Raw genomic sequence first — 26,062 nt, forward strand, 5'->3', positions numbered from 1 at the left:
GAGGTCGGCGCCGGAACCGGCGGCACCACCGCGAGCCTGCTGCCCGCCCTGGCCGCCACCGGCGCGGAACTGACGTACGTCTACACCGACATCTCGCCCGCCTTCCTGCAGCACGGTCGGCAGCGGTTCGCCGAGCGCTACCCGATGGTGCGCTTCCAGCAGCTCGACATCTCCGGCGATCCCCTCGCGCAGGGCTTCCCGCCAGGCGGCGCGGACATCGTGGTCGCGGCGAACGTCCTGCACGCCACCCCGGACCTGACGCACACCCTGCGCGCGGTCGCGACGCTACTCAAACCCGGCGGGCAACTGGTGCTCAACGAGGCCACCAGCAACGTCGTCACCGCCACGCTCACCTTCGGTCTGCTCGACGGCTGGTGGCTGCACCGCGACACCGGCCTGCGCCTGCCCGGTTCGCCGCTGCTGTCCGGACCCGGCTGGCGCACCACGCTCGACCTGGCCGGATTCGCCCGCAGCCGGGCGTTCCCCGCCGACGAGGGGCTCACCCAGCACGTCGTCGTCGCGGAGACCGGCCCGGCCGGGTCGGCGCCCGTCGCCGCACCCACGGCGGAGCCGGCGCCCGCGCCCGTGGCCGAACCGGCGCCGCACGCCGACGGCGCGGACCGGCTCGTCGAAGCCGCCCGTGACTATGTCAAGGACGCGTTCGTCCAGGTGCTCCAGGTGCCCCGGGACCGGCTGTGGCTGGACGAGACGTACGAGAACTTCGGGGTCGACTCGCTCACCGTGCCCCGCATTGCCGACCTGCTCGCCGAACGCATGGGTGACCTGCCGACCACTCTGCTGTTCGAACACCCGACCATCCGCGAGGTTGCCGACTACCTGGTCGAGCGGTATCCGGACAGCGTGCGGGCCCTCGTGCCCGACCAGCCCCGGCCCGCGCCCGTCATGGTCACCGAGCGTGCCGGACGGCCGGCGGAGACGGCGCCCGCCGCGGACAACCGGATCGCCGTCATCGGCGTCGCCGGCCGGTACCCGCTCGCCGACGACCTCGACGCGTTCTGGACCAATCTGCGAACCGGGCGGGACTGCATCCGCGAGGTGCCGGCCGGGCGCTGGGATCCGCCGGTGGCGCCCGAGGTGAACGGCACACCGGTCAGCCGGTGGGGCGGCTTCCTCGACCGCATCGACGAGTTCGACCCACGGTTCTTCCAGATGTCGATGCACGAGGCGGAGCTGACCGACCCGCAGGAGCGGCTGTTCCTGCAGACCGCCTGGCACACCCTCGAGGACGCCGGCTACCCGCGGATCCGGCTCCGGGGCAGCCGCGTCGGCGTCTACGTCGGCGTCATGTACGGCCACTACCAGCTCTTCGAGGACGAGCGCGGCCTGGCCGGCGGGATGGGCTACGCGTCGATCGCCAACCGGGTCTCGTACGCGCTTGACCTGCACGGCCCGAGCCTGGCGGTCGACACCATGTGCTCGTCGTCGCTGACCGCCATCCATCTGGCCTGCGAGGCGCTGGCCGGCGGAAGCGCGGACTACGCGCTTGCCGGTGGCGTCAACCTCACCCCGCACCCCCGCAAGTACCGGCAACTCGCGGCCGGCGGGTTCACCGGCGAGACCGGCCGGTGCCGCAGCTTCGCGGCCGGCGGCGACGGCATGGTTCCCGGCGAGGGCGTCGGCGCGGTCCTGCTCAAGCCGTTGGCCGCGGCCGAGCGCGACGGTGACCGCATCCTCGGCGTGATCCTCGGCAGCGCGGTCAACCACGGCGGCAAGACCGGCGGGTACGCGGTGCCCAGCCCCGGCGCCCAGAGCGAGGTCATCACGAGCGCGCTGCGGGCCGCCGGCGTCGAACCGGCCGGCGTGTCGTACGTGGAGGCGCACGGCACCGGCACGGCGCTGGGTGACCCGGCCGAGGTCGCCGGACTGGCCCGGGCGTTCGGCGACCGCCCGGCCGGCTCGATCGCCATCGGCTCGGTGAAGTCGTCCATCGGGCACCTGGAGTCGGCGGCCGGCATCGCCGCCCTGACCAAGGTGCTGCTGCAGATGCGCGCCGGGGAGCTGACGCCGTCACTGCACGCCGAGCAGCTAAACCCAGCCGTCGACTGGGCGAACGTCCCGTTCCGCGTCCAGCGGGAGACGGCGCCGTGGACCGGCCCGCAACCCTTGCGCGCCGGTGTCAGCGCCTTCGGCGCCGGTGGCTCCAACGCCCACCTGGTCGTCGAGCAGTACCGGGCCGAGCCGCGGCCCGGCGTCGCGCCGGTGCCGGCCGTGTTCCCGCTCTCAGGGCGCGACGCGCAGGCGCTGCGCCGGGTCGTCACGCGGATGCTGAGCCGTCTGCGCGGCGAGCCGGGCGCGACCGGCCTGGCGGAGATCGCCGCGGCCGCCGGGGTGCCGGTCGGCGCCGTCGACGAGCCGCTCGACGAGCTCGGTCTGGACCCCGCCACGATCATGCGGCTGGCCGGGCGGGACGCCGCCCTGCACCCCGGTGCCGTGCACAGCGGATCGACCCTGCGACAGCTCGCCGCGGCCCTGCCGGACGCGGCGGACATCGACCTCGGCCGCCTGTCCTACACGCTGCAGATCGGGCGTGAGGCGATGGCACACCGGCTCGCCGTGGTCGCCCACCGCACGGACGAGCTGATCGACCAGCTCGACGCCTTCCTCGCCGGGCGGCCCGCGGGCTGGACCGGTGTGGTGACCACGGAACCGGGCACCCCGGTCGCGCCGAGCGCGGATCCGCACGACACCGCCCGCCGCTGGGTGCACGGCGAGGTGATCGACTGGGCGGGCCCGCCCGGCAGCACGCCGGAACCGCTGTCACTGCCCGGGTACCCGTTCGAGCCGGTCCGCTGCTGGATCCGTGCCGCGGCCCCGTCTGCCGCCACGCCGCCGCCCACCCCGCCGGCCGGTTCCTCAAGTTCCGCGCTGACCACCGTGCTGCGGCTGGTCAGCGGGGTCAGCGGCTACCCGGTGACCGACCTGGACCCGGCCGCCTCGTTCCACGATCACGGCTTGGACTCGCTGGCGTTGCTGAGACTGGCCGGTGACGTCTCCGCGGCGTTCGAGGTTCCCGTCGGCCCCGACCAGTTGTTGGCCACCCCGACGGCAGCGTCCCTGGCCGACTGGCTCGCCCGCGAACACCCGCAGGACGTGCCCGCGCACCCCGGGGCGCCGGAACCGGACGACCCGGTGGTCATCGTCGGCATGGCCGGGATGCTGCCCGGCTCCGCCGACCTGGACGAGTTCTGGGCCGCCCTGGAACGCGGCGGCGACCTGTTCACCGAGGTACCGGCCGACCGGTGGGACGCGGGTGAGCATCACGGCGACCCGGCCGCGCACCCGGAACGCACCCGGGTGACCCGGGCCGGCTTCATCGGCGGCATCGACCGGTTCGACCCGCTGTTCTTCGGCATCTCCCCGCGCGAAGCCCGCTGGATGGACCCGCGCCAGCGGCTGCTGATGCGTACGGTGTGGGCCGCGCTGGAGGACGCGGGCATGGACCCGGGTGATCTGGCCGACAGCGACACCGGGCTCTTCGTCGGCGTCGGCTCCTCCGAGTACGCCGAACTGATCCAGCGCTCCGGCGCCGCCACCGACGCCTACTCGTCGACCGGCCTGGCCCCGTCGATGCTGGCCAACCGCATCTCGTACCAGCTCGACCTGCACGGTCCCAGCGAACCTGTGGACACCGCCTGCTCCAGCTCGCTCGTCGCGCTGCACCGGGCGGCGGAGGCGCTGCGCCTCGGACGGTGCGGCACCGTCATCGTCGGCGGCGTCAGCCTGATGCTGTCCCCGGTCACTTTCGCCTCACTGGAACGCGCGGGGATGCTCAGCCCGGACGGCGTGGGCCGGGCCTTCGACGCCGACGCGGCCGGCTACGTACGCGGCGAGGGGGTCGGCGCTGTCGTCCTCAAGCGGCTCAGCCGGGCGCGCGCCGACGGTAACCCGATCCTGGCCGTAGTGCGCGGCACCGCGGTCAACCATGGCGGCCGCGCCAACTCGCTGACCGCGCCGAACCCACGGGCGCAGGCCGACGTGATCCGGCAGGCCCACCGGGAGGCGGCGGTCGACCCGGCGACGATCGGCTACCTGGAGACGCATGGCACCGGCACGGTCATCGGCGACCCCGCCGAGACCAACGGGCTGCGCGAGGCGTTCGCCGACCTCTACCAGGACTGGGGTCACGACGCGCCCGACAAGCCGCACTGCGCGCTCGGCGCGCTGAAGAACACCATCGGCCATCTCGAGCCGGCCGCCGGCATCGCCGCGGTGCTGCGCGTTCTGCTGTCGATGCGGCACGGCCGGATCAGCGGCGACCCGCACGGGCCGCGGCCGAACCCGCATCTGGGTCTGGAGGGCACCCCGTTCGAACTCGCGACCGGGCTGCGGGAGTGGGCGCCGCCCGCACCCGGGGTGCCGCGCCGGGCCGGGGTGAGCGCCTTCGGGTACGGCGGAGTCAACGCGCACGTCGTACTCGAGGAGTACCCGGCCGAAGAGCCGATTCCGGCGCCGGGACCGGTCGTGTTCGTCCTGTCCGCCCGAGACCCCGAACGGCTGCGGGCGTACGCGCGCTCCTTCGCCGACCGGCCGGACCGCTGGGCGCACGACCTGGCGGGCACCGCCTACACGTTGCAGACCGGGCGCGGGGCCCACCCCGAGCGGCTGGCGTTCGTCACCGACTCCGCCGAGCACGCCGTCGCCACGCTGCGACGCTTCCTCGCCGGTGACACCACCGGCATGCACACCGGGAGGATCGAGCGGGACGCGGACCGCACTGCGTACGACGGCCACGGTGACGAGGAGACCGCAGCCGCCTGGGCCCGGGGCGCGCAGGTGGACTGGCATCGCCGGTGGGCCGCCCCGCCGCGCCGGAGGTCGCTGCCGACCTACCCGTTCGCGCCGGAACGGCACTGGTTCACCGAGGGCACGACGGCCCGGCCGGTCAGCTGTTTCACGGCGACCTGGCAGGACGAGCCGGTCCCGGCGGCCGGCGAGCACCCGGGCCGGGTGCTGGTCCTGGGCGATCTGCCGGTGCCCGGCGCGGTGCACGTCCGCGCCGGCACGGAGTACCGCGACGAGGGCTCGGTGATCACCATCCGGCCCGGCGAGCAGGACGACTACGCTCGGCTGCTCGCCGAGACGCCGGCCCGGATCGTCCACCAGTGGCCGCTGCTCGCACCCGGCCGCGACGACCTGGGGATCGAGGCGATGTTCCGGATCGCGAAGGAGCTGACGGCCGGCGGCGCCCGTACCCCGATCCGGATCCAGGTGCTGGTGCAGGAGGACGCGCTCGCCGAGGCGTGGGGCGGGTTCGACGCGTCGTTGCGGGCCGCGCTGCCGGGCACGACGTTCAGCGTCGTCCGGGTCGACGGTGCGGGCGACACCTCCGCGTTGCTCGCCGAGATCGCCGCGCACCGGCTGTCGGGCCCGGCCGTGCGGCTGTCGGCATCGGGCCGAACGGTGCGGACGCTGAGCGAGATCCCCGCCCGTCCGGTGCTGCCCTCGCCGCTGCGTGACGGCGGCGTCTACCTGATCACCGGTGGCCTCGGCGGGCTGGGTGTGCTGCTGGCCCGGACGCTGCTGTCACGGGGCGCCCGGGTGGCGCTGACCGGCCGCTCGCCGGCTGCCGAGCGGGCCGAGCAGCTGGCGGAGCTGCGCGCGTACGGCACCGTCGAGTACTACCAGGCGGCTGTGGAGGACCGCGACGCGATGACCCGCGTCGTGGCCGAGGTGATCGCCGGCCTGGGCAGCCTCGACGGGGTGTTCCACCTGGCCGGCACCGCGTCGCGCAACCCGCTTCCCGGCAAGGACGTCGACGAGCTGCGGGCGCACCTGCGCGCCCGGATCACCGGAACCAGGGTGCTCGACGAGGTCACCCGCGACCTGCCCCTGGACCTGTTCGTGCTCTACTCCTCGCTGGCTGGGCAGCTCGGTGACTACGGCCTGGTGGACTACGCGGTCGGCGCTCGCTACCTCGACGGGTTCGCGGACTTCCGGGAGCGGGAGCGTCTCGCCGGCCGTCGGCACGGCCGTACCGTGTCGGTGGACTGGCCGATGTGGCGAGCCGGCGGCATGCACGTGGACACCGAGGACGAGCGCCGCTACCTGGCCGGCACCGGCTTCCGCTACCTGGAGACGGCCGAGGGCGAGCAGGTGCTCGACCTGGCGCTGCGCCTGGACCGCCCGCAGGTGGCCGTCCTGCCCGGTGACCCGGCCCGGATGCGCGATCTGGTCGCCGGGATGCGCCTGCGCGATGACGGCGTGCCGGCCCTCCCGGCGCCGCCGCGGCCTGTCGCGCCGGCCGACGCCGTCTCCCCGGAACTGGCCGCACAGGTCCGGGAGCTGATCGGCGAGATCCTCGGGATCGCCCCGACCGCTCTCGACCCGGACGCCGGTTTCGGCGAGTACGGTCTGGACTCCTTCGGCCTGCAGAACCTGGCCGCGGCGCTGGCCACCCGCTACGACGTGACCGTGCCGACGACGACGCTGTTCGGTGCCAACACGATCACCAAGCTCGCCGCGCACCTGGCGGACGAGCTGCCCCCGGCGGCCCCGGTCGCTCCGCAAGCCGATTCCGCGCCCGCGTCGTCCGAGCCCGCGTCCGCGTCGGCCGAGTCCGGCCCCGCGTGGTCCGAGTCGGCACCCGCCCCCGCACTCGCACTGGCCGAGCCCACGTCCGCACCGGTGTCCGTGCCGCATGGCGTGTCCGTGCCCGCGAGCGGCTCGCGGTCCCCGGATCCGGTCGGTCACGAGCCGATCGCGATCATCGGCCTGGCCGGGCGGCTGCCCGGCGCGGACGACCTCGAATCGTTCTGGCGGCACCTCGCCGACGGCCGGGACCTGATCACCGAGACGCCCGCCGACCGATGGGACTGGCGGGAGGTCGCCCGCCGCTTCGGCGGCACCGCGCGCTGGGGTGGCTTCCTGACCGGCGTGGACCTCTTCGATCCGCTGTTCTTCCGCATCTCACCGGCCGAGGCGCAGGCCATGGACCCGCAGCACCGCCTCTTCCTGGAGCACACCTGGGCCGCGCTGGAGGACGCCGGGTGCCGCCCGGACCGGCTCGCGGGCGGCCGGGTGTGCGTCTTCGCCGGGGTGCAGTTCACCGACTACGAGTCGATGGTGCTGCGCGGCGAGCACGTCAACGCTCACGCCGGCACCGGTCTGGCCCGCACCATGCTGGCCAACCGCATCTCGTACCTGCTCGACCTGCGTGGCCCGAGCGAGAGCGTCGACACCGCCTGCTCCAGCTCGCTGGTCGCCCTGCACCGCGCCGTGCGGTCGCTGCGCGCGGGGGAGAGCGACCTGGCCATCGCCGGTGGGGTGAGCCTCGTGCTGTCCCCGCAGACCGTGGTCGCCGGCAACCAGCTCGGCGTGCTCGCGCCCGACGGCCGGTGCAAGGCGCTCGACGAGCGGGCCGACGGATACGTCAAGGGTGAGGGTGTCGGCGTCGTCGTGCTCAAGACGCTGTCGCGGGCCCTCGCCGACGGCGACCGGGTGCACGCGGTCATTCGCGGCAGCGCGGTCAACCACGGCGGCCGCGCCTCGTCGCTCACCTCACCGAACCCGCTCGCGCAGGCGGAGCTGCTGGTCGAGGCATATCGGGACGCGGATGTGCCGATCGAGACGGTGTCCTACGTCGAGCTGCACGGCACCGGCACCGCCCTGGGCGACCCGGTCGAGATCGACGGCCTGATCCGTGCCCATCGCACGCTGGCCGCCGGGCCCGCGGTCACCTGCGGCATCGGTACGGTCAAGAGCAACATCGGGCACCTGGAGCCCGCTGCGGGCATAGCCGGCGTGATCAAGGTAGTGCTGGCGATGCGGCACCGGCAGCTGCCGCCGACTCTGCATCTGTCCCGGCTCAACCCGCTGATCGAGCTGGACGGCACCTCGTTCGAACCGGTCCGCGAGACCCGGCTGTGGGCGCCGAGCGACGCCGACGGCACGCCCGTGCCGCTGCGCGCCGGGGTCAGCTCGTTCGGCTTCGGCGGGGTCAACGCCCATGTCGTGCTGGAGGAGCCGCCCGCAACGTCCGCGCCGGTGGAGCCGGCCGGGCCGGAGATCTTCCTGCTGTCGGCGCGGGACGAGGCCGCCCTGCACCGGTACGCCCGGGCACACTGGACCTTCCTCGGCGACCAGCAGCCCGCGCTCTCCTCACTCGCCCACACCTCGCAGGTGGGCCGGGTTCCGATGCCGGTGCGCCTGGCGCTGGTCGTCACATCCGTGGCCGAATTGCGGGACCGGCTGGCCGCCTTCCTGGCCGGTGACATCAAGGCGACCACCGTGACCGGCGCCCACGACTGGCTCACCGAGCCGGAGGGCGTCAGCTACCTGCGCCGGCTGGCCCGGGAGGGGCGGCTCGACCGGATCGCCCGGCTCTGGCAGGACGGTGCGGCCGTGGACTGGGCCGCGCTGCGCACCGATCGGCCCGCCCTGACCTCCCTGCCGACATACCCGTTCGCACGGGAACGGCACTGGCTGACGAGCCCGTCCGCCCCGCCGCCGCAGGACGATGCGCGACGCCTGCTGGTCAAGGTGTGGGAACCGGCGCCGGCATCGTCCGGGCCGGCGCCGCACGCACCGGTGGTCCTGGTCCGGGCCGAGACCGAGGCGCTGGCGACGGCGGCGTTCGGTGACGCGGCCCGGGTGGTCCGCCTGGACGACACGGACGAGGAGACCGGTCTGCGGGCCGCCGCGTCGATCGGCCGGGCGCCGGTCGTGATCGACCTCGTCGACCTGTCCGCGGTGCCGGTGTCCGACGTACGCGTCGACTGGGCACGCATCGTGCTGGCCCGCGAGCTGATCGCGGCGAACCGGACCGCCGGCTTCGCATATCTGCACATGACCCAGGGACTGGTGTCCTTCCGCGCGCACAGCCCGACGCTCCGAGGAGCGGCGTTCGCGGGGCTGGTCCGGATGCTCTCCGCCGAGTACCGCGGGGTGTTCGCCCGTACCGTCGACGTCGACGTCATGGATCCGGACGCGCTGCTGGACGTGGTCGCCGCGGAGCTGGCGGCGACCGACCCGGTCACCGAGGTGTGCGTGCGTGACGGCGCTCGGTACACGCCGACGCTGCGTCCCACCGGCAACGCCCCGGCGCCCGCCCGGTGGTCGGACGGTCTCGCCGGACATCCGGTGGTGATCACCGGCGGAACCGGCGCGCTCGGCCGCCTGCTGGCCGCCGAGCTCGTCGAGCGGGGAGCGGACCGGCTGGTCCTGCTCGGGCAGTCCCCGCTGCCCGCCCGCGAGAACTGGGCGGAGTCGCTGACCGCGCCCGACACCGATCCGGCGCTGGCGGCCCGGCTGCGCGACCTCACCGCGCTCGAACGCCCTGGGGTGCGCCTGCTGATCGAGAGCGTCCCGCTGGAGCACACCCGGGAGGTGCTGGACCGGATCCGCCAGGAGTGGGGACCGATCGCCGGGATCGTGCACTGCGCCGGTCTCGGTGTGATGACCGACCCGGCCTTCGTCGGCAAACGCACCGCCGACATGCGGCGGGTGCTGGAACCGAAGACCACCGGCCTGCAGGCGCTGCTGGACGCGTGCGCGGACGACCCGCTGCGCTTCGTGGTGCTGTACTCGTCGGTCGCCGGCCAGGTGCCCGCGCTGGCGGCCGGGATGAGCGACTACGCGCTGGCCAACTCGGTGCTGGACCGGGTGGCCGAGTACCGGAGCGCCACCGGCACCGACACGCCGGTCTTCCGGTCGGTGCAGTGGCCGAGCTGGCAGGCGGCCGGCATGCCGGAGGTGGACACCCCGGCGTACCGGGAGCTGGGGCTGCGGACGCTCAGCCCGCAGGACGGCGTGGCGCTGCTGGACGCGGCGCTGGCCGGGCCCGACCCGGTCGTGCTGCCGTGCCTGGTGGACACCACCCGGTTCGACGCCTGCGCCCTCCTTACGGTCGCCGCGCCCGAGACCCCCGCGCCGGTCGCCGCCACGGACACGCCCACTGCGTACGGGATGCGGACCGGTGACGGCGTGCGAAGGCTCACCGAGGTCTTCGCGGCGACGTTGCGCCTGGACGCCGCGCAGATCCGGCCCGACGCCGACTTCGCCGACCTCGGTGTGGACTCCATCATGATCGCCCAGCTGCTCGCCGCGCTGGAACGTGACCTCGGGGTGGTCGCCGAACCTTCGGCGCTGCTGGAGAACCCGACCATCGCCCAGTTGGCGGCCGCCCTCGACGATCGGCTGCCGGATCAGCCGGTGCCCGAGAAGCCGGAGCCGGTGCGCACGCCGGAGCCGCAACTCGCGCGGGTGAGGGAGCCGGAGCGGGGCATCGCGGTGGTGGGCATCGCCGCCCACTTCCCCGGAGCGCCCGACCACGCCACGTTCTGGCGCAACCTGATCGGCAGCGTGGACTCGGTGACCGAGGTGCCGCCGTCGCGCTGGGATGCCGATCGCTTCTGGCACCCCGCCCCGCAGCCCGGCAGGACCGTCAGCAAGTGGGGCGGATTCCTGGACGGCATCGAGGACTTCGACCCGGACTTCTTCCGGCTCGACCCGGCCGGGGCCGCCCACGTCGACCCGCTGGTGCGGCAGTTCCTCGAGGCCGGAGCGGAGTGCCTGGCCGACGCGGGCCTGACGCCCGCCGATGTGGCCGGTCGCCGGGTCGGGGTCTTCGCCGGCGCCCGGGCGGCGAACTTCGGCGCGCACCATGCCGCCGCGACGACCCACTCGATCAGCGGCATGGCGCAGAACTTCATCGCCGCCCACCTCTCGCACTACCTCGACGTGCGCGGCCCCGCCGTGGTGATCGACAGCGCCTGCTCCTCGGCGCTGGTCGCGGTGCACCTGGCCGCGCAGAGCCTGCGCACCGGCGAGTCCGACCTGGTGATCGCCGGCGGCGTCGAGATCCTGCTCGACGAAGTGCCGTTCGTCGGCATGAGCGGCGCCGGGGCACTGTCGCCCAGCGGCCGGTGCCACACCTTCGACGAGCGCGCCGACGGCATCGTCCTCGGCGAGGGCGTCGGCGTCCTGCTGCTCAAGCGGGTCGAGGACGCGATCCGCGACGGCGACCGGGTGTACGCGGTGATCGAGGGCAGCGCCGTCAACAACGACGGCCGCACCATGGGCATCACCACGCCGAACCCAAGGGCGCAGAGCGAGGTCATCGAGTCCGCACTTGCCGCGGCCGAGGTGTCACCGGCGCAGCTCGGTTACGTCGAGGCGCACGGCACCGGCACCATGATCGGCGACCCGATGGAACTGAAGGCGCTCACCGAGGTCCTGCGCGGCGCCACCGATGAGGTCGGGTTCTGCGGTGTGGGCAGCGTGAAGACCAACATCGGGCACACGCTCAGTGCGGCCGGGATCGCCGGCCTGATCAAGGTGGTGCTGTCGGTGCACCACGGGCAACTGCCGCCGACCCTGCACTGCGCGACGCTCAACCGGCGCTTCGAGTTCGACCGGTCGCCGCTGTTCCCGGTCCGCGAGCTGCGGGAGTGGACCGGGCGGGACGGCGTACGCCGGGCCGGGGTCAGCTCGTTCGGCTTCGGCGGCACGAACGCCCACATGGTGGTGCGCCAGGCCCCGGACGGCTATGTCCCGCGGCGTGAACCGCTGGACCCGCCGCGGTATCGGCGGCGCCGGTTCTGGTTCGACGTGCCGGTGCCGGCCTCCGCCGACGGCAACGGGCGCCACGACGGCCCGACGCCGCCGGCGCCGTTCTTCCAGATCCAGTTCTGATGCGCGGGGAAGAGGACCTGATGGACTCCTTGGACGGGCTGACCTGTACCGTCGTGATCAGGGGCAGCGACCCCGTGTTGCGCGACCACCGTGTTCACGGCACCCGGATCCTGCCCGGGGTGTCGTTTCTCGACATCATCCTGCGGGTGGTGCGAGCCCGGGGCGCCGATCCCGGCGGTGTCGAGCTGCGCCGTGTGCTGTTCCGCAACCCGGTCGCCGCCGGGCCGGACTTCGACACCGAGCTGACGCTGCGCTTCACCCGCGACGACGGACACTTCCGGGTGTCGGTCACCGGCACCCGCCGCCCCTCCGGGCAGAGCGAACCGGTCCTGGACTGCCAGCTGTACCTGGGCCTGCCGTTCCCGCGGTGCCGGCGGGACCTGGAGGCCCTGCGCGCCGCCGCACGGCAGACCGTCGACATGGCCGACCTGTACACGACGGTCCGCGCGACCGGTATCGAGCACGGCGAGTTCATGCGGGCCCTCGGCACCCTGCACGCCGGGCCGGACGAACTGCTAGCGGACCTCTCGCTGAGCGCCCAGGCCGCCGAGTACGCCGAGTACTTCCACCTCCATCCCGCGGCGCTGGACTCCTCGACGCTGCTGCCCACCCAGTTCGCCGAGGCCGTGCCGGGCGACGAGGCACGCCCGTACATCCCGATGCTGATCGAATCGGTCCGGGCCGCAGGACCGCTGGGCTCGCAGACCCTGGTGCACGCCACCCCACCGCGCCCGGCCGGGCCCGACGGCGACCTGACCACGTGTGACCTGGAGTTCCACGCCCCGGACGGGACCGTCGTCGCCTGGCTGCACGGCCTGACCTCCAAACGGATCCGGGACGCCGCGGCGATCACCCGCCTTGAGGCACGCCCCCCGGCGGCGCAGGACGGCGACCGGATCGTCCGTGAGCTGATCGAGGCGAGGACCGGCCGCGCCGACTTCGACGAGACGGCAGGGTTCTACGAGCTCGGCCTGGACTCGACGGCACTGCTGGGGATCGCCGCCGACCTGGAACGGGTCTTCGGCGTCGACTTCTCCCCGACCCTGCTGTTCGAGCACAACACGTTCACCCTGCTGGCCGACCACCTACGGCAGTACGAGGTCGTGGTGGCCCCGCCCGCGGAACCGGTGACCGAGACGACCGCCGAGACCACGACGACCGCCGACACCGAGGTGCCCGCCGAGGTGGTGTGGTTTGAGGCGCACTGGCACACGGCCGCGCTGCCGCCGCCCGGAGCGCCTGAGACGCACTGGGTCACCACCGGCGCGCACAGCCGGGCGGACTGGCCGTCCGCGCTCGCGGACACCGCCGCGGCCGGTGTGCTGTGGCAGCCCGCCGATCCGGCCGACCTCACCGGTGAGGCGGTCGCGCTGAGCGAGTTCCTGGCAGCCGCGATCCGCGCCGGGCGGAGCACCCTGCGGCTGGTCTGCCACGTCGAGGACGACGACGCGCCGGTCACCGCTGTCGCGGGCCTGTTCCGCACCGCGGTGCGGGAGAACCCGGGCATACGGGCCGCGGTGGTCAGTTCGCCACGCCGGGCCGACGCGCTGGCCGAACTGGCGGCCGGGGCACCGGACGTGGAGGTGCGCTACGCGCACGGCACCCGCCGGATCCGGCTCGTCCGGCCCATGCCGGCACCGGCGGACCGGGCGTCCCTGCGAGAGCGCGGCGTCTACCTGATCACCGGAGGGCTCGGCGGGGTCGGGCTGGCCCTGGCCCGGCATCTGGCCCGGTCGGTGCACGCCCGGCTCGTCCTGGGCGGCCGCACCCCGGCCGATCCGTCCGTGACCGCCGAGCTGACAGCCCTCGGCGCCGAGGTGGTCACCGTGGTGATGGACGTGACCCGCGCGGACGACGTGGACCGCGCGGTGCGCACCACGGTGGACCGCTTCGGAGTGCTGCACGGGGTGGTGCACGCCGCCGGTGTGCTGCGTGACGGGTTGCTGGCAGGGAAGAAGGCCGATGACGTACGGGCGGTGCTCACCCCCAAGGTCGACGGCGCCCGTCACCTCGAGGCAGCCACCCGGCGCCTGAGCCTGGACTTCCTGGTGCTCTGCTCGTCCACTGCCGGCACCTGGGGCAATCCGGGGCAGGCCGACTACGCGTGTGCGAACGCGTACCTGGACCTGCTCGCCGGCACCCGCCGCGACATCGTGTCGGTGGGCTGGCCGGCCTGGGCGGAAGGCGGCATGCCGGTCGATGACGCCGCGCTGCGCCGGATGGGCCTGCGGGAGCTGGAGACCCCGGCCGCCGTCGACGTGCTGCTGGCCGCCGTGGGCAGCGGCCGCTCCCACGTCGTGGTCCTGAACGGGGATCCGGCCCGGATCACGGCCGAGTTCACCCCGCCGCAGTCGGACCCCGAGCCGGTCGGCACCGACGACGACGCGATCGCCGTGGTGGGCATCAGCGGCCGCTACCCGATGGCCCGCGACCTCGACGAGTTCTGGGCAAACCTGCGCGACGGCCGTGACTGCATCAGCACGGTGCCGGCCGACCGCTGGGACCACGCGGCGATCTACTCCGAAGACCGCCGCACGCCGGGACGCTCGTACGGCAAATGGGGCGGGTTCATTTCGGGGGTGGATGAGTTCGACGCGGGGTTCTTCCACATCTCGCCGAACGAGGCGGCCGTGCTGGACCCGCAGGAGCGGCTGTTCCTGCAGGAGGCGTGGCACGCGTTCGAGGAGGCCGGCCATGCGCCGTCGGCCTGGCGCGGCCGGTCCGTCGGCGTGTTCGCCGGGGTGATGTACAACCAGTACCAGCTGTACGGCGTCGGCGCGGAGCCGGGCCCGGTGCCCTCGTCGTTCAGCGCGTCGATCGCCAACCGGGTGTCGTACTTCCTGGACCTCCGCGGACCGAGCATCGCCCTGGACAGCATGTGCTCGTCCTCGCTGACCGCGCTGCACCTGGCCGTCGAGTCCATCCGGCGGGGGGAGTGCGAGGCGGCCCTGGCCGGTGGCGTCAACCTGGCCGTGCACCCGAACAAGTACCTGCTGCTGAGCCAGTCCTCCTTCCTGTCCACCGACGGGCGTTGCCGCGCCTTCGGCGAGGGCGGGGACGGCTACGTGCCCGGCGAGGGCGTCGGCGTGCTGCTGCTGCGCCCGCTGCGGGACGCGCTGCGCGACGGCGACCATGTGCACGTCGTCATCCGCGGTACCGCGGTCAACCACGGCGGCCGTACCGCCGGATTCTCCGTGCCGAACCCGGCATCGCAGGCCGCCCTGATCGCCGGGTCGCTGCGGCGCGCCGCGGTCGACCCCGACCACCTCGACTACCTGGAGGCGCACGGCACCGGCACCAGCCTCGGCGACCCGATCGAGGTCGCCGCGCTGGAGGACGCCTTCGACCGGATCGGCGCCGGCCCGGGCCCCTGGCCGATCGGGTCGGTCAAGTCGAACATCGGGCATCTGGAGTCCGCGGCCGGCGTCGCGGCGCTCACCAAGGTCGTACTCCAACTGCGTCATCGGGAACTCGTCCCGTCCCTGCACGCCGACCCGCTGTCCAGCGCGGTGCAGTGGGAGACCGCTCGGTTCCGGGTGCAGCGCGAACGGGCGCCATGGCCGGGACGCGCGGACGCGCCGCGGACCGCGGCGATCAGCTCTTTCGGTGCCGGCGGGGCCAACGCGCACGTCGTCCTCGCCGAGTGGCCGACGCCGCCGGCCGTGCCGGAACCGGCCGAGCCGCGGCTGTTCGTGGTGTCCGCCCGGGACACCGCCCGCCTCGACGAGAGCGTGGCCCGGCTGGTGACCCACTTGGAGGGCACCGGCGGGGAGGTGGCCGCGGCCGTGACCGCGCTGCTGACCGAGGTCGGTGCGACCGCGGCATGGCCCGACGAGCCGTTCGCCGAGCTGGGCCTGGACTTCCCGCAACTGGCCGACCTCGCCCACCGCGTCCAGGCGGTGTTCGGAACCCGCCCGGCGATCGACGGCGAGACCACCGCTGAGGGCCTGGCCGCCGCCCTGACCACGGCCGCCGTCGCGGTGGATCCGGCGGCGCTGGCGTACACGTTGTGGTCCGGGCGTGAGCACCTGGACGAGCGGCTCGCCGTCGTGGCCACGACCAACGCCGAACTCCTGACGGCGCTGCGCACCGGGGTCGGCTGCCACCGCGGCCGCCGGCGGAAACCGGCCGCCGCGGTGACCAGTGACGACCTCGATGCGCTCGCCGCCGCCTGGGTCACCGGGGCCGAGATCACCCCGCCGATGCCGGCGCGAGCGCGCCGGCTGTCGCTGCCCGGCTACCCGTTCGCCCGGGACCGGCACTGGGTGACCACCGGCAGAGACCCCGGCCGGGTGCGGGCCGACCTGGTGGAACTGCCCGGCGGGCATGTGCTGGTGGCCAGGATCTCGCGGGTCGGCCACGGCTGGCTGGCCGACCACGCCGTCGACGGGACCGCGCTGGTGCCCGGGACGTTCTTCGCCGACCTGGCCCTGCAGGCCGGCGCCCGGCTCGGCCGGCCGGTCGTGGCCGAGCTGGTGATCGAGGCGCCGCTGCCGTTCGGCGACGCCGACCTGCGGCTCACCGCGGCCCGGCCCGGCGACGACGGGCGGTGCGCCTTCGAGGTGCACGCCCGCGCCGCCGGAGAACCGGCCTGGACCCGGCATGCCACGGGCGCGCTCGCCCCCGCAGGTGGCGTCGCGACCGAGCCGCCACCGCTGCCCGGCGACGCCGAGGAACTCGACCTCAGCGGCTTCTACGACCGGCTGCCCGGCTACGGTCCCGCCTTCCAGGGACTGCGCTGCGCCTGGCGGGCCGGCGACACCGTGTACGCGGACGTCACCGTGCCCGGCGGTGACGCCGGCCCGTACGCCGTGCACCCGGTTCTTCTCGACGCGGCGCTGCACGCGGTGGCTCTCGGCGGATTCGTCCCCGGCGGCCGCGCCCACCTGCCGTTCGCCTGGTCCGCGATCCGGGTCGCGGCGAGCGGCGCGGTCGCCGCGCGGGCCTGCGTCGCCCCGGTCCGGCCCGGTGTCGTCTCGGTGCGGCTCACCGATGCTGCCGGCGGGCTGGTCGCCTCGGTGGACGCGGTGACCCTGCGCCCCGCCGGAGCTTCGGCCGACCCGCTCTACCGCGTCGACTGGGTGCCTCTCGACGACATCGGTCCCGGCTCGCCCGGCCGGTACGCCGTCGTGGGCCCGGACCGGGACGGCATCGGCGCCGCGCTCACCGCCGCGGACGTGACCGTGACCCGAGCCGACACTCCGGCGGCGCTGACCGAACCCGCCGAGGTGGTGATCGTGCCGGTCACCGCGACGGGGACGTCGGCGTCCGCCGCGTTCGAGCTGACCCGTGACGTCCTCGCCCAGGCCCGGCACTGGCTCGGCGAGACCCGCTTCGGCGGCGCCCGCCTGGTCTTCGTCGCCACCGATCCGGGCCCGGCCACGGCCGCCGCATGGGGGCTGCTGCGCTCGGCGCAGTCCGAACACCCCGGCCGCTTCGGTCTCGTCGAGCTGTCCGGGACGGACGCGGCGCAGATCCTGCCGCGTGCCCTGGCCACCGGCGAGCCGCAGCTGGCGGTCCGCGACGGGCGGGTGCTGGCGGCGCGCCTGGTGCGCGTCCCGGCCACCGAGGCGCCGCCTCCGCGCCGGCCGGGCACGCTGCTCGTCACCGGCGGCAGCGGTGGCCTCGCCACCCCGGTGGTACATCACCTGGTCGCCGAACACGGATTCACCGACGTGCTCCTGGTCAGCCGCAGCGGGCGCGTCCCCGCCGGCCTCTCCGGGCTGAACGCGCGGATCGAGCCGGTCGCCTGCGACGTCGGTGACCGGGACGCGCTGGCCGAGCTGCTGGCCGGCCGGACGATCGGCACCGTGGTGCACGCCGCCGGGGTGCTCGATGACGGGGTGGTGACCGCGCTGGACACCGGCCGGCTGGAGACCGTGTGGCGGGCCAAGGCCGATGGCGCCCACCACCTCCACGAGCTGTTGCCCGAGGCCGAGCTGGTGCTCTTCTCCTCGGCGGCCGGCGTGCTCGGCGGGCCCGGCCAGGGCAACTACGCCGCGGCCAACGCGTATCTGGACGCGCTGGCCCGGCACCGGGTCGCGGCAGGTGGCCGGGCGGTCTCGGTGGCCTGGGGGCCGTGGGACCTCGACGACGGTATGACCGCCGACCGCGAACGCCTGGCCCGCGCGGGTCTCGCACCGCTGACGGCCGAGGCGGGACTGCGCCTGCTGGACGCCGCCCTGGCCGGTACGGAACCGGAGGTGGTTGCGCTGCGGTGGGGCCCGGACACCCCGGCGGTCGTCCCCCCGATACTGGGCGGCCTGCTGAGCGCCGCACCGGTCGTCGTCGCCGCCCCGGGCCTGGCCGGGCTGGGCTCCGCGGAGCTGCGCGCCCGCCTCTCCGGCCTGGTCCGCGGCGAGGCCGCGGCCGTGCTCGGCTACGCCGGTGCCGCCGCGATCGACCCGGGGCGCTCCTTCCAGGAACTGGGTTTCGACTCGCTGAGCTCGGTGGAGTTCCGCAACCGCCTCGGCGCGGCGCTCGGCCTGACGCTGGAGGCGACCCTCGTCTTCGACCATCCCACCCCCGGCGATCTGGTGGAGCACCTCGCCGGGCGGTTCGACGGCGACACCGGCGGGGCCGACGACCTGCCGGCGCTGTTCGCCGACTTCGACCGCCTCGCCGCCGGCCTGACCGGGGCGGCCACCGACGAGGTGTTTCGCGGCCGGGTGGTGCAACGGGTGCGTGAGCTGCTCACGGCCCTGAGCCCGGAGACCGCCGAGGCGCCCCTGGATGTGTTCGCCACCGCGACCGACGACGAGGTGTTCGCCCTGATCGACGCCGAGCTCGGCAGCCCCATACCGGGTCAGGAGGACCGATGAGCAGCGAGGACAAACTCCGTGACTACCTGCGCCGTGTCACTGCGGAGTTGCAGGTCACCCGCCGGCGGCTGCGGGAGGCGGAGAGCCGGTCCGCCGAGCCGATCGCCCTGGTCGGCATGGCCTGCCACTACCCGGGCGGCGTCGAGTCGCCCGAGGATCTCTGGTCGCTGGTTGCCGAGGGCCGCGACGGCATCACGGGATTCCCCCGCGACCGCGGCTGGGATGTGGACGGGCTGTACCACCCCGACCCCGACCACCCCGGCACCTCCACCGTCCGTGACGGCGGATTCCTGCACGACGCCCCGGCCTTCGACGCCGGCTTCTTCGGCATCTCGCCGAAGGAGGCGCTGTACACCGACCCGCAGCAGCGGCTGATCCTGCAGACCTCGTGGGAGGCGGTGGAGCGGGCCGGTCTCGACCCGGCGGTGCTGCGGGACACCCGTACCGGGGTGTTCACCGGGGTGATGCACCACGACTACCACGGCGCCCAGGGCGGCGGCAGCGTCGTGTCCGGGCGGGTCGCGTACCAGCTCGGGCTGCGCGGCCCGGCCGTCACCGTGGACACCGCGTGCTCGTCATCGCTGGTCGCGCTCCACCAGGCGGTCCGCGCCCTGCAACGCGGCGAATGCGACATGGCGCTGGTCGGCGGGGTCACCGTGATGGCCACGCCGAGCGCGTTCGTCGAGTTCAGCCGGCAGCGCGGGCTCGCCCCGGACGGGCGGTGCAAGCCCTTCGCGGCGGCTGCCGACGGCACCGCCTGGTCCGAGGGCGTCGGCGTGCTGGTGCTGGAACGGCACTCCGCCGCGGTGGCGGCCGGCCGCCGGGTGCACGCGATCGTCCGCGGCGTCGCCGTCAACTCCGATGGGGCCAGCAACGGCCTGACCGCCCCGAACGGCCCCGCGCAGCGCCGCGTGATCCAGGACGCCCTGGTCGACGCCGGCCTCACCCCGGCCCAGGTCGCGGCGGTGGAGGCGCACGGCACCGGCACCCCGCTGGGCGACCCGGTCGAGGCGCAGGCGGTGCTCGCGGTGTACGGCGGCGACCGCCCGCGACCGCTGCGGCTGGGCTCGATCAAGTCCAACCTCGGGCACACCCAGGCCGCGGCGGGCGTCGCCGGGATCATCAAGATGGTGCTGGCCATGCGGCACGGGGTGCTGCCGCGCACGCTGCACCTGGACCGGCCCACGCCGTACGTGGACTGGTCGGCCGGAGCGGTCGAGCTGCTGGCCGAGCCGGTGCCGTGGCCGGCCGGCGACGAGCCGCGCCGCGCGGCCGTCTCGTCCTTCGGCGTCAGCGGCACCAACGCACACGTCATCCTGGAGGAGCCCGCGGCGGCCACTCCGGCACCCGGCACCGAGCCAGCAGAGTCATGGCCGTGTGCCTGGGCCGTGTCCGGCCGGTCGCCCGCAGGGCTGCGCGCCCAGGCCGCCGCGCTCGCCGCCGATCTCGCCGCCCGGTCCGACCAGGACCCGCGGGACGTCGCGTCGTCCCTCGTCACGACGCGAACCGCGCACGAGCACCGGGCCGTGGTCTGCGCCGCCGACCGTGACGGACTGCTGGCCGGTCTCGCCGACGTCGCCGCCGGACGGCCGTCACCGACGGTGGTGGAGGGCGTCACCGGAGCGCCCGGTCCGGTGGCCTTCCTCTTCCCCGGCCAGGGATCGCAGTGGCGGGAGATGGCGGTGCGGCTGCTGGAGAGCAACACAGTCTTCCAGGACCGGATCGCCGAGTGCGAGGCCGCGCTCGCGCCGTACGTCGACTTCGAGCTGACCGCCGTACTGCGCGGCGAGCAGGACTACGACCGGGTCGACATCGTGCAGCCGGTGCTGTTCGCGATGATGGTGGCCCTGGCCGACGTGTGGCGTTCGGTGGGCGTGACCCCGGCCGCGGTCGCCGGCCACAGCCAGGGCGAGATCGCCGCCGCGTACGTCGCCGGTGCGCTGACCCTGCCGGACGCCGCCCGGGTGGTGGCGCTGCGCAGCCAGGCGCTGGTGGAGCTGTCCGGCCTCGGCGGCATGATGTCGGTGGCGCTGCCCGCCGAGCAGGTCCGCGAACGTCTGCATGCCTGGGGCGGGCGGCTGTCGCTGGCCGCGGTCAACGGCACGTCCTCGGTCGTGGTTTCCGGTGACGGTGACGCCCTGCACGAGCTGCTCGCCGAGCTGGAGGCCGAGGGGGTACGGGCCCGTCGGGTGGACGTGGACTACGCCTCGCACAGCGCGCACGTGGAACGCGTACAGGAGAGGGTCCGCGCCGCGCTGGCCCCGGTGGTCCCGCGCCCGCCGGCTGTACCGTTCTTCTCCTCGGTCGAGGGCCGGTGGATCGACGGCAACGACGCGTTCGACGCCGACTACTGGTACCGCAACCTGCGCGAACCGGTCCGTTTCGACGAGGCCGTCACCGCACTCGCCGGCCACGGCTGCACCACGCTGCTGGAGGTCAGCCCTCACCCCGTGGTGGCCACCGGCGCCCAGGAGACGGTGGATGCGATCGGCGCCGAGGTCGCCGTCCTGCACACGCTGCGCCGCGACGAGGGCGGCCCGGACCAGCTGGTCCGGGCGCTGGCGCACCTGCACGTGCAGGGCGTCCGTCCGGACTGGTCCGCGGTGTGGCCCGGGACCCGCCCGGTCGAGTTGCCCACCACCGCGTTCGTGACCGAGCGGTACTGGCTGCCGGCCGGCGGCGGAGACCCGTCCGCCCTGGGCCTGGACGCCGTCGAGCATCCGGTCCTGCGGGCCGCCGTGCCCGGGGCCGACCGGCTCGTACTGACCGGACGGCTGTCGGCCGCCACCCACCCGTGGCTGGCCGACCACACCGTCGAGGGGCATGTCGTGCTCCCCGGCGCCGCCATGGTGGACCTGGTGTTTCGGGCCGGTGACGAGGCCGGCTGCCCGGTGATCGACCAGCTGACCCTGCTCGTCCCGGTCGTGGTGCCGGAGGACGCCGAAATCCGGCTGCGGATCGAGGTCGGCGAGCCCGGTACGGACGGGTCACGGGACGTGACCGTGCAGGGCCGGGTCGGTGCCGGTGGCTGGACCCTGCACGCCACCGCCGTCCTCACGCCCGGCGGTGATCCGCCGCCGCCCGCGGCGACCGCCTGGCCACCGGCCGGCGCCGAGCCGCTCGACGTGGACGAGCTGTACGAACGGCTGGACAGCGCCGGACTGCGGTACGGGCCGGTGTTCCGCGGAGTCCGCGCATTGTGGCGCAACCGGGCCGGGGACCTGTACGCCGAGGTCGCCCTGCCCGGCGCCGAGCCGGGCGGGTTCGGCGTCCACCCCGCGCTGCTGGACGCCTGTCTGCACCCGCTGGCGCTCAGCGACCTCCGCACCGGGGCGCAGGACCGGCCCGCGCTGCCGTTCGAGTGGACCGGGGCCCAGGTGCACGCCGTGGGCGCGGACACCGTCCGGGCCACGCTCACCGGCGCCCGGGACGGCGCCGTCCGCATCGAGCTGACCGACCCGGCGGGGATGCCGGTCGCGTCGGTGCGGTCCCTGGTGCTCAGCCCACTCCCGGACGGCGCACTCGGCCTGCCGGACCGCGGTGACCTGCTGCTTCCGCAGTGGGCGCCGCTGCTGCTGCGGGACGGTCCCGCCGCCGGGTACGCGGTCCGCGATCCCGCCCTCGCCCGGTTGCTGCGAGTGCCGCCGAGCGACGACGTCGCGCCGTTCGTCCTGGTCCCGGCCCCGTCCGGCCCGCCCGCCGCGGCTGCCGAGCGGGCGCTCGCCCTGGTGCAGAAGTGGCTGGCCGACGAGCGCCGGGCCACGTCCACTCTCGTCGTGGTGACCCGGCGGGTGCTCGACGATCCCGGCGAGGCCGCGACCGCGGCGCTGGTGCGCTGTGCCCAGCTGGAGCATCCGGACCGCTTCGCGGTGCTCGACCTCGCCGACGGCGATGACGCCACCGTCGCCGCGGTGCCGGCCGCGCTGGCCGCCGGCGAGCCGCAGGTGGGCCTCGCCGCCGGCGCCGCGCGGGAGCTGCGGCTGGCCCGGGTGTCCCCGGCGGGCGAACCGGCCGGCGACCTCGGCACCGTCCTGGTGACCGGTGCCTCCGGCACGCTCGGCGGGATCGTCGCCCGGCACCTGGTGCACGACCTGGGCGTCCGCGACCTGGTGCTGGCGAGCCGGCGGGGGCCGCAGGCCCCGGAGGCGGCCGCCCTGGCCGCGGAGCTGACCGCCGCCGGCGCGCACGTCGCCGTGGTGGCGTGCGACGTCGCGGACCGGGCGGAGCTGACCGCGCTGCTCGACACGACCGACGTCGGCACGGTGGTGCACGCCGCCGGGGTGCTCGACGACGGGCTGGTCGCCGACCTCACGCCGGAGCGGCTGGCCCGGGTGCTGCGCCCCAAGGTCGACGCGGCCTGGCTCCTGCACGAACTGCTCCCGCAGGCCCGGCTCGTCCTGTTCTCCTCCGCGGTGGGTGTGCTCGGCGGTCTCGGCCAGGCGAACTACGCCGCGGCCAACGCCGCCCTGGACGCGCTGGCCCGGGTACGCCGGGCCGCCGGGCTGCCGGGTGTCTCGCTGGCCTGGGGCCTGTGGGCTGACGAGAGCACCATGACCGATGGCGCCGACCTGGCCCGATTCCGCCGCGCGGGGTTCCCGCCGCTCCCCCGCGACGCCGCCCTGGCCGCCCTGGACGCCGCCCTGACCGTCGCCGAGCCGGTACTCGTGCCGATCCGGCTCGACCTGGCCGCGCTCCGTGCCACCGGTGACGCCGTACCGCCGGTCATGCGGGCCCTCGCCGGGGTGCCGGCGCGGCGTACGGCCACCCGTGGCGGTGCCGCCGACTCCGAGTTGGTGGCCCGGCTCGCCGGCAAGAGCCCGGCCGACCGGCACCGGGTGCTGCTGGAGCTGGTGCTGGGGCACGCCGCCGCCGTGCTGGGGCACGCCTCACCTGACACGATCGACCCGGACCGGGCGTTCAAGGACGCCGGGTTCGGCTCGCTCAGCGCGGTTCAGTTGCGCAACCGGCTCTCCGGTGCGACTGGGCTGCGGCTGCCGGTCACGCTCGTGTTCGACCACCCCAACCCGGCCGCGCTGGCCCGGCACCTCGGCGACCGGCTGGCCGGCTCGGAGCAGCCGAGCGCCGCCGCGGTGACCGCCGGCACCGCGGACGACCCGGTGGTGGTGGTCGGCATCGGCTGCCGGCTGCCCGGCGGCGTCCGCGGCCCGGACGACCTGTGGGACCTGCTGGTCTCCGAACGTGACGCGATCGTGCCGTTTCCGGACGACCGCGGCTGGCCCCTCGCTGAGCTGCACGACCCGGACCCGGACGCGCCCGGCACCTCGTACGCCCGGTCCGGCGGGTTCGTCTCCGATGTGGCCGAGTTCGACGCCGCCTTCTTCGGGGTGTCGCCGCGGGAGGCCGTGGCGATGGACCCGCAGCAGCGGCTGCTGCTGGAGACCGTCTGGGAGACGTGCGAGGACGCCGGCATCGACCCGGACACGCTGCGCGGCACCGGCACCGGCGTGTTCATGGGCGCCATGTACCAGGACTACGGTCGGCTGCTGGAGGGCGCCGCGGCCGAGGGGTTCCTCGCGCCGGGCGTCGGCGGCGGCGTGCTGTCCGGAAGAGTGGCGTACACCTTCGGGCTGCAGGGGCCGACCGTCACCGTGGACACCGCCTGCTCGTCGTCGCTCGTCGCGTTGCACCTGGCCGCACAGGCGATCCGGGCCGGGGAGTGCGACCTCGCGTTCGCCGGCGGGGTGACCGTGCTCGCCACGCCCGCGGTGTTCGTGGAGTTCAGCCGCCAGCGCGGGCTCGCCGCGGACGGCCGGTGCAAACCGTTCGCCGCGGCCGCCGACGGCACCGGCATGGGCGAGGGCGTAGGCGTGGTCCTGGTCGAGCGGCTGTCGCGGGCCCGCGAGCACGGTCACCAGGTGCTGGCCGTGCTGCGCGGCAGCGCGGTCAACTCCGACGGGGCGAGCAACGGGCTCACCGCGCCGAACGGCCCGGCCCAGGAGCGGGTGATCCGGGCGGCGCTGACCGCCGCCGGGCTGGGCCCGGCCGACGTCGACGCGGTCGAGGCGCACGGTACGGGCACCGTACTCGGCGATCCGATCGAGGCGCAGGCGGTGCTCGCGGTGTACGGCGGCGACCGCCCGCGACCGCTGTGGCTGGGCTCGATCAAGTCCAACCTCGGGCACACCCAGGCCGCGGCCGGTGTGGCCGGGGTGATCAAGGCGGTGCTGGCGCTGCGGCACGGCGTGCTGCCGCGCAGCCTGCACATCCACGAGCCGTCTCCGCACGTGGACTGGACCGCCGGCGAGGTGGCGCTGCTGGCCTCGGCGCAGCCCTGGCCACGGCACGAGGCGCCGCGGCGCATGGGGGTGTCCTCGTTCGGCATCAGCGGCACCAACGCTCACGTGGTGATCGAGGAGGCGCCGCCGGCGCCGGACGAGGAGGAGGAACGGCCGGTCCTCGACGGGGTGCCGTGGCTGCTGTCGGCACGGTCCGAGGCGGCGTTGCGCGAGCAGGCCGCCCGCCTGGCGGCGACCGCTGCCACGGATCCGTCGGCGATCGCGTACGCGCTGGCCACTACCCGCGCCGTCCACAGGTACCGGGCGGTGGTCACCGGCGCGGACGAGACCGCGCTGCGGACCGGGCTGGCCGCCCTCGCCGAGGGGAACACCGTGCCGGCCGTGCTGCGCGCCACCGCCGCGCGGCACCGGCTGGTCCTGGTCCTCACCGGCCAGGGCAGCCAGCTGCCCGGGATGGGGCGCGGACTGTACGAGACGTTCCCTGAGTACGCGCGGGCCTTCGACGAGGTGAGTGCGCACTTCACGCTGGACACCCCGCTGCAGGAGGTGGTGTGGGGCGACGGCAGCCTGCTCGACCGCACGGAGTACACGCAGCCCGCCCTCTTCGCGCTCCAGGTGGCCCAGTTCCGGCTGGTCAGCGCCTGGGGATTGCGGCCGGAGATGCTGATCGGCCACTCGATCGGCGAGCTGTCCGCGGCATACCTGGCGGGCATGCTCACGCTCGACGACGCCGCCACGCTCGTCACCGCCCGAGGGCGGGCCATGGCGGGGCTGCCTGCCGGTGGCGCGATGGTGTCCGTCCGTGCCGCCGAGGCGGTGGTCCTGCCGCTCCTGGCCGGATATGCCGACCGGGTGTCGATCGCCGCGGTGAACGGCCCGGACGCGGTCGTGCTCTCCGGGGACGAGGACGCCGTGCTGGAGCTCGCCGGCGTGCTGTCCGATCGGGGGCATCGCACCCGCCGTCTGCGGGTGGGAACGGCGTTCCACTCGGCCCGGGTGGAACCGGCGCTCGCCGGGTTCCGGGCGGTCGCCGAGGCGGTCACGTTCCAGCAGCCCCGGATTCCGATCGTCTCCACGGTGCGGACCGACGAGAAGATGATCTCGCCGGCGTACTGGGTCGACCAGCTGCGTGGCTCCGTTCGCTTCCTCGACGCGGTGCAGGAGGCGGACCGGGCGGGTGGTACCGCGTTCCTGGAGCTGGGCCCGGACGCGGTGCTCGCTCCGGCCGTCCGCGCCTGCCTGCCCGCGGCGCCGGTTCCCCCGGTGGCGCTGGCCCGGCGGGACCGCCCGGACGCCCGGGCCGCACTCGGCGCGCTCGGCGCCCTGCACACG

The 26,062-nt window shown here is 74.9% G+C and carries 3 protein-coding genes; all 3 read left to right on the top strand.

All coding sequences use genetic code 11. From position 1 onward, the window contains the following. Nucleotides 1-11,652, top strand: an 11,652-nt coding sequence (locus tag B7L92_RS04755) for an SDR family NAD(P)-dependent oxidoreductase (RefSeq protein WP_143626235.1), incomplete at its 5' end; no start/stop codon positions are given. A 20-nt stretch (nucleotides 11,653-11,672) separates the two neighbouring features. Then, nucleotides 11,673-18,473, top strand: coding sequence for an SDR family NAD(P)-dependent oxidoreductase (locus tag B7L92_RS04760; protein WP_081236223.1), 6,801 nt, complete (start codon nucleotides 11,673-11,675; stop codon nucleotides 18,471-18,473). Further along, a partial coding sequence (locus tag B7L92_RS40170; RefSeq protein ID WP_081236224.1) for a type I polyketide synthase occupies nucleotides 18,470-26,062 on the top strand: 7,593 nt, incomplete at its 3' end. The genes B7L92_RS04760 and B7L92_RS40170, both read left to right, overlap by 4 nt.

Source organism: Streptomyces viridosporus, assembly GCF_002078235.1.
GTDB classification, from domain to species: domain Bacteria; phylum Actinomycetota; class Actinomycetes; order Streptomycetales; family Streptomycetaceae; genus Streptomyces; species Streptomyces viridosporus.

Bases quoted from the DNA above. Each gene is read 5' to 3' on its own strand.
- B7L92_RS04760 (WP_081236223.1), top strand. From the start codon at position 11,673: ATGGACTCCTTGGACGGGCTGACCTGTACCGTCGTGATCAGGGGCAGC.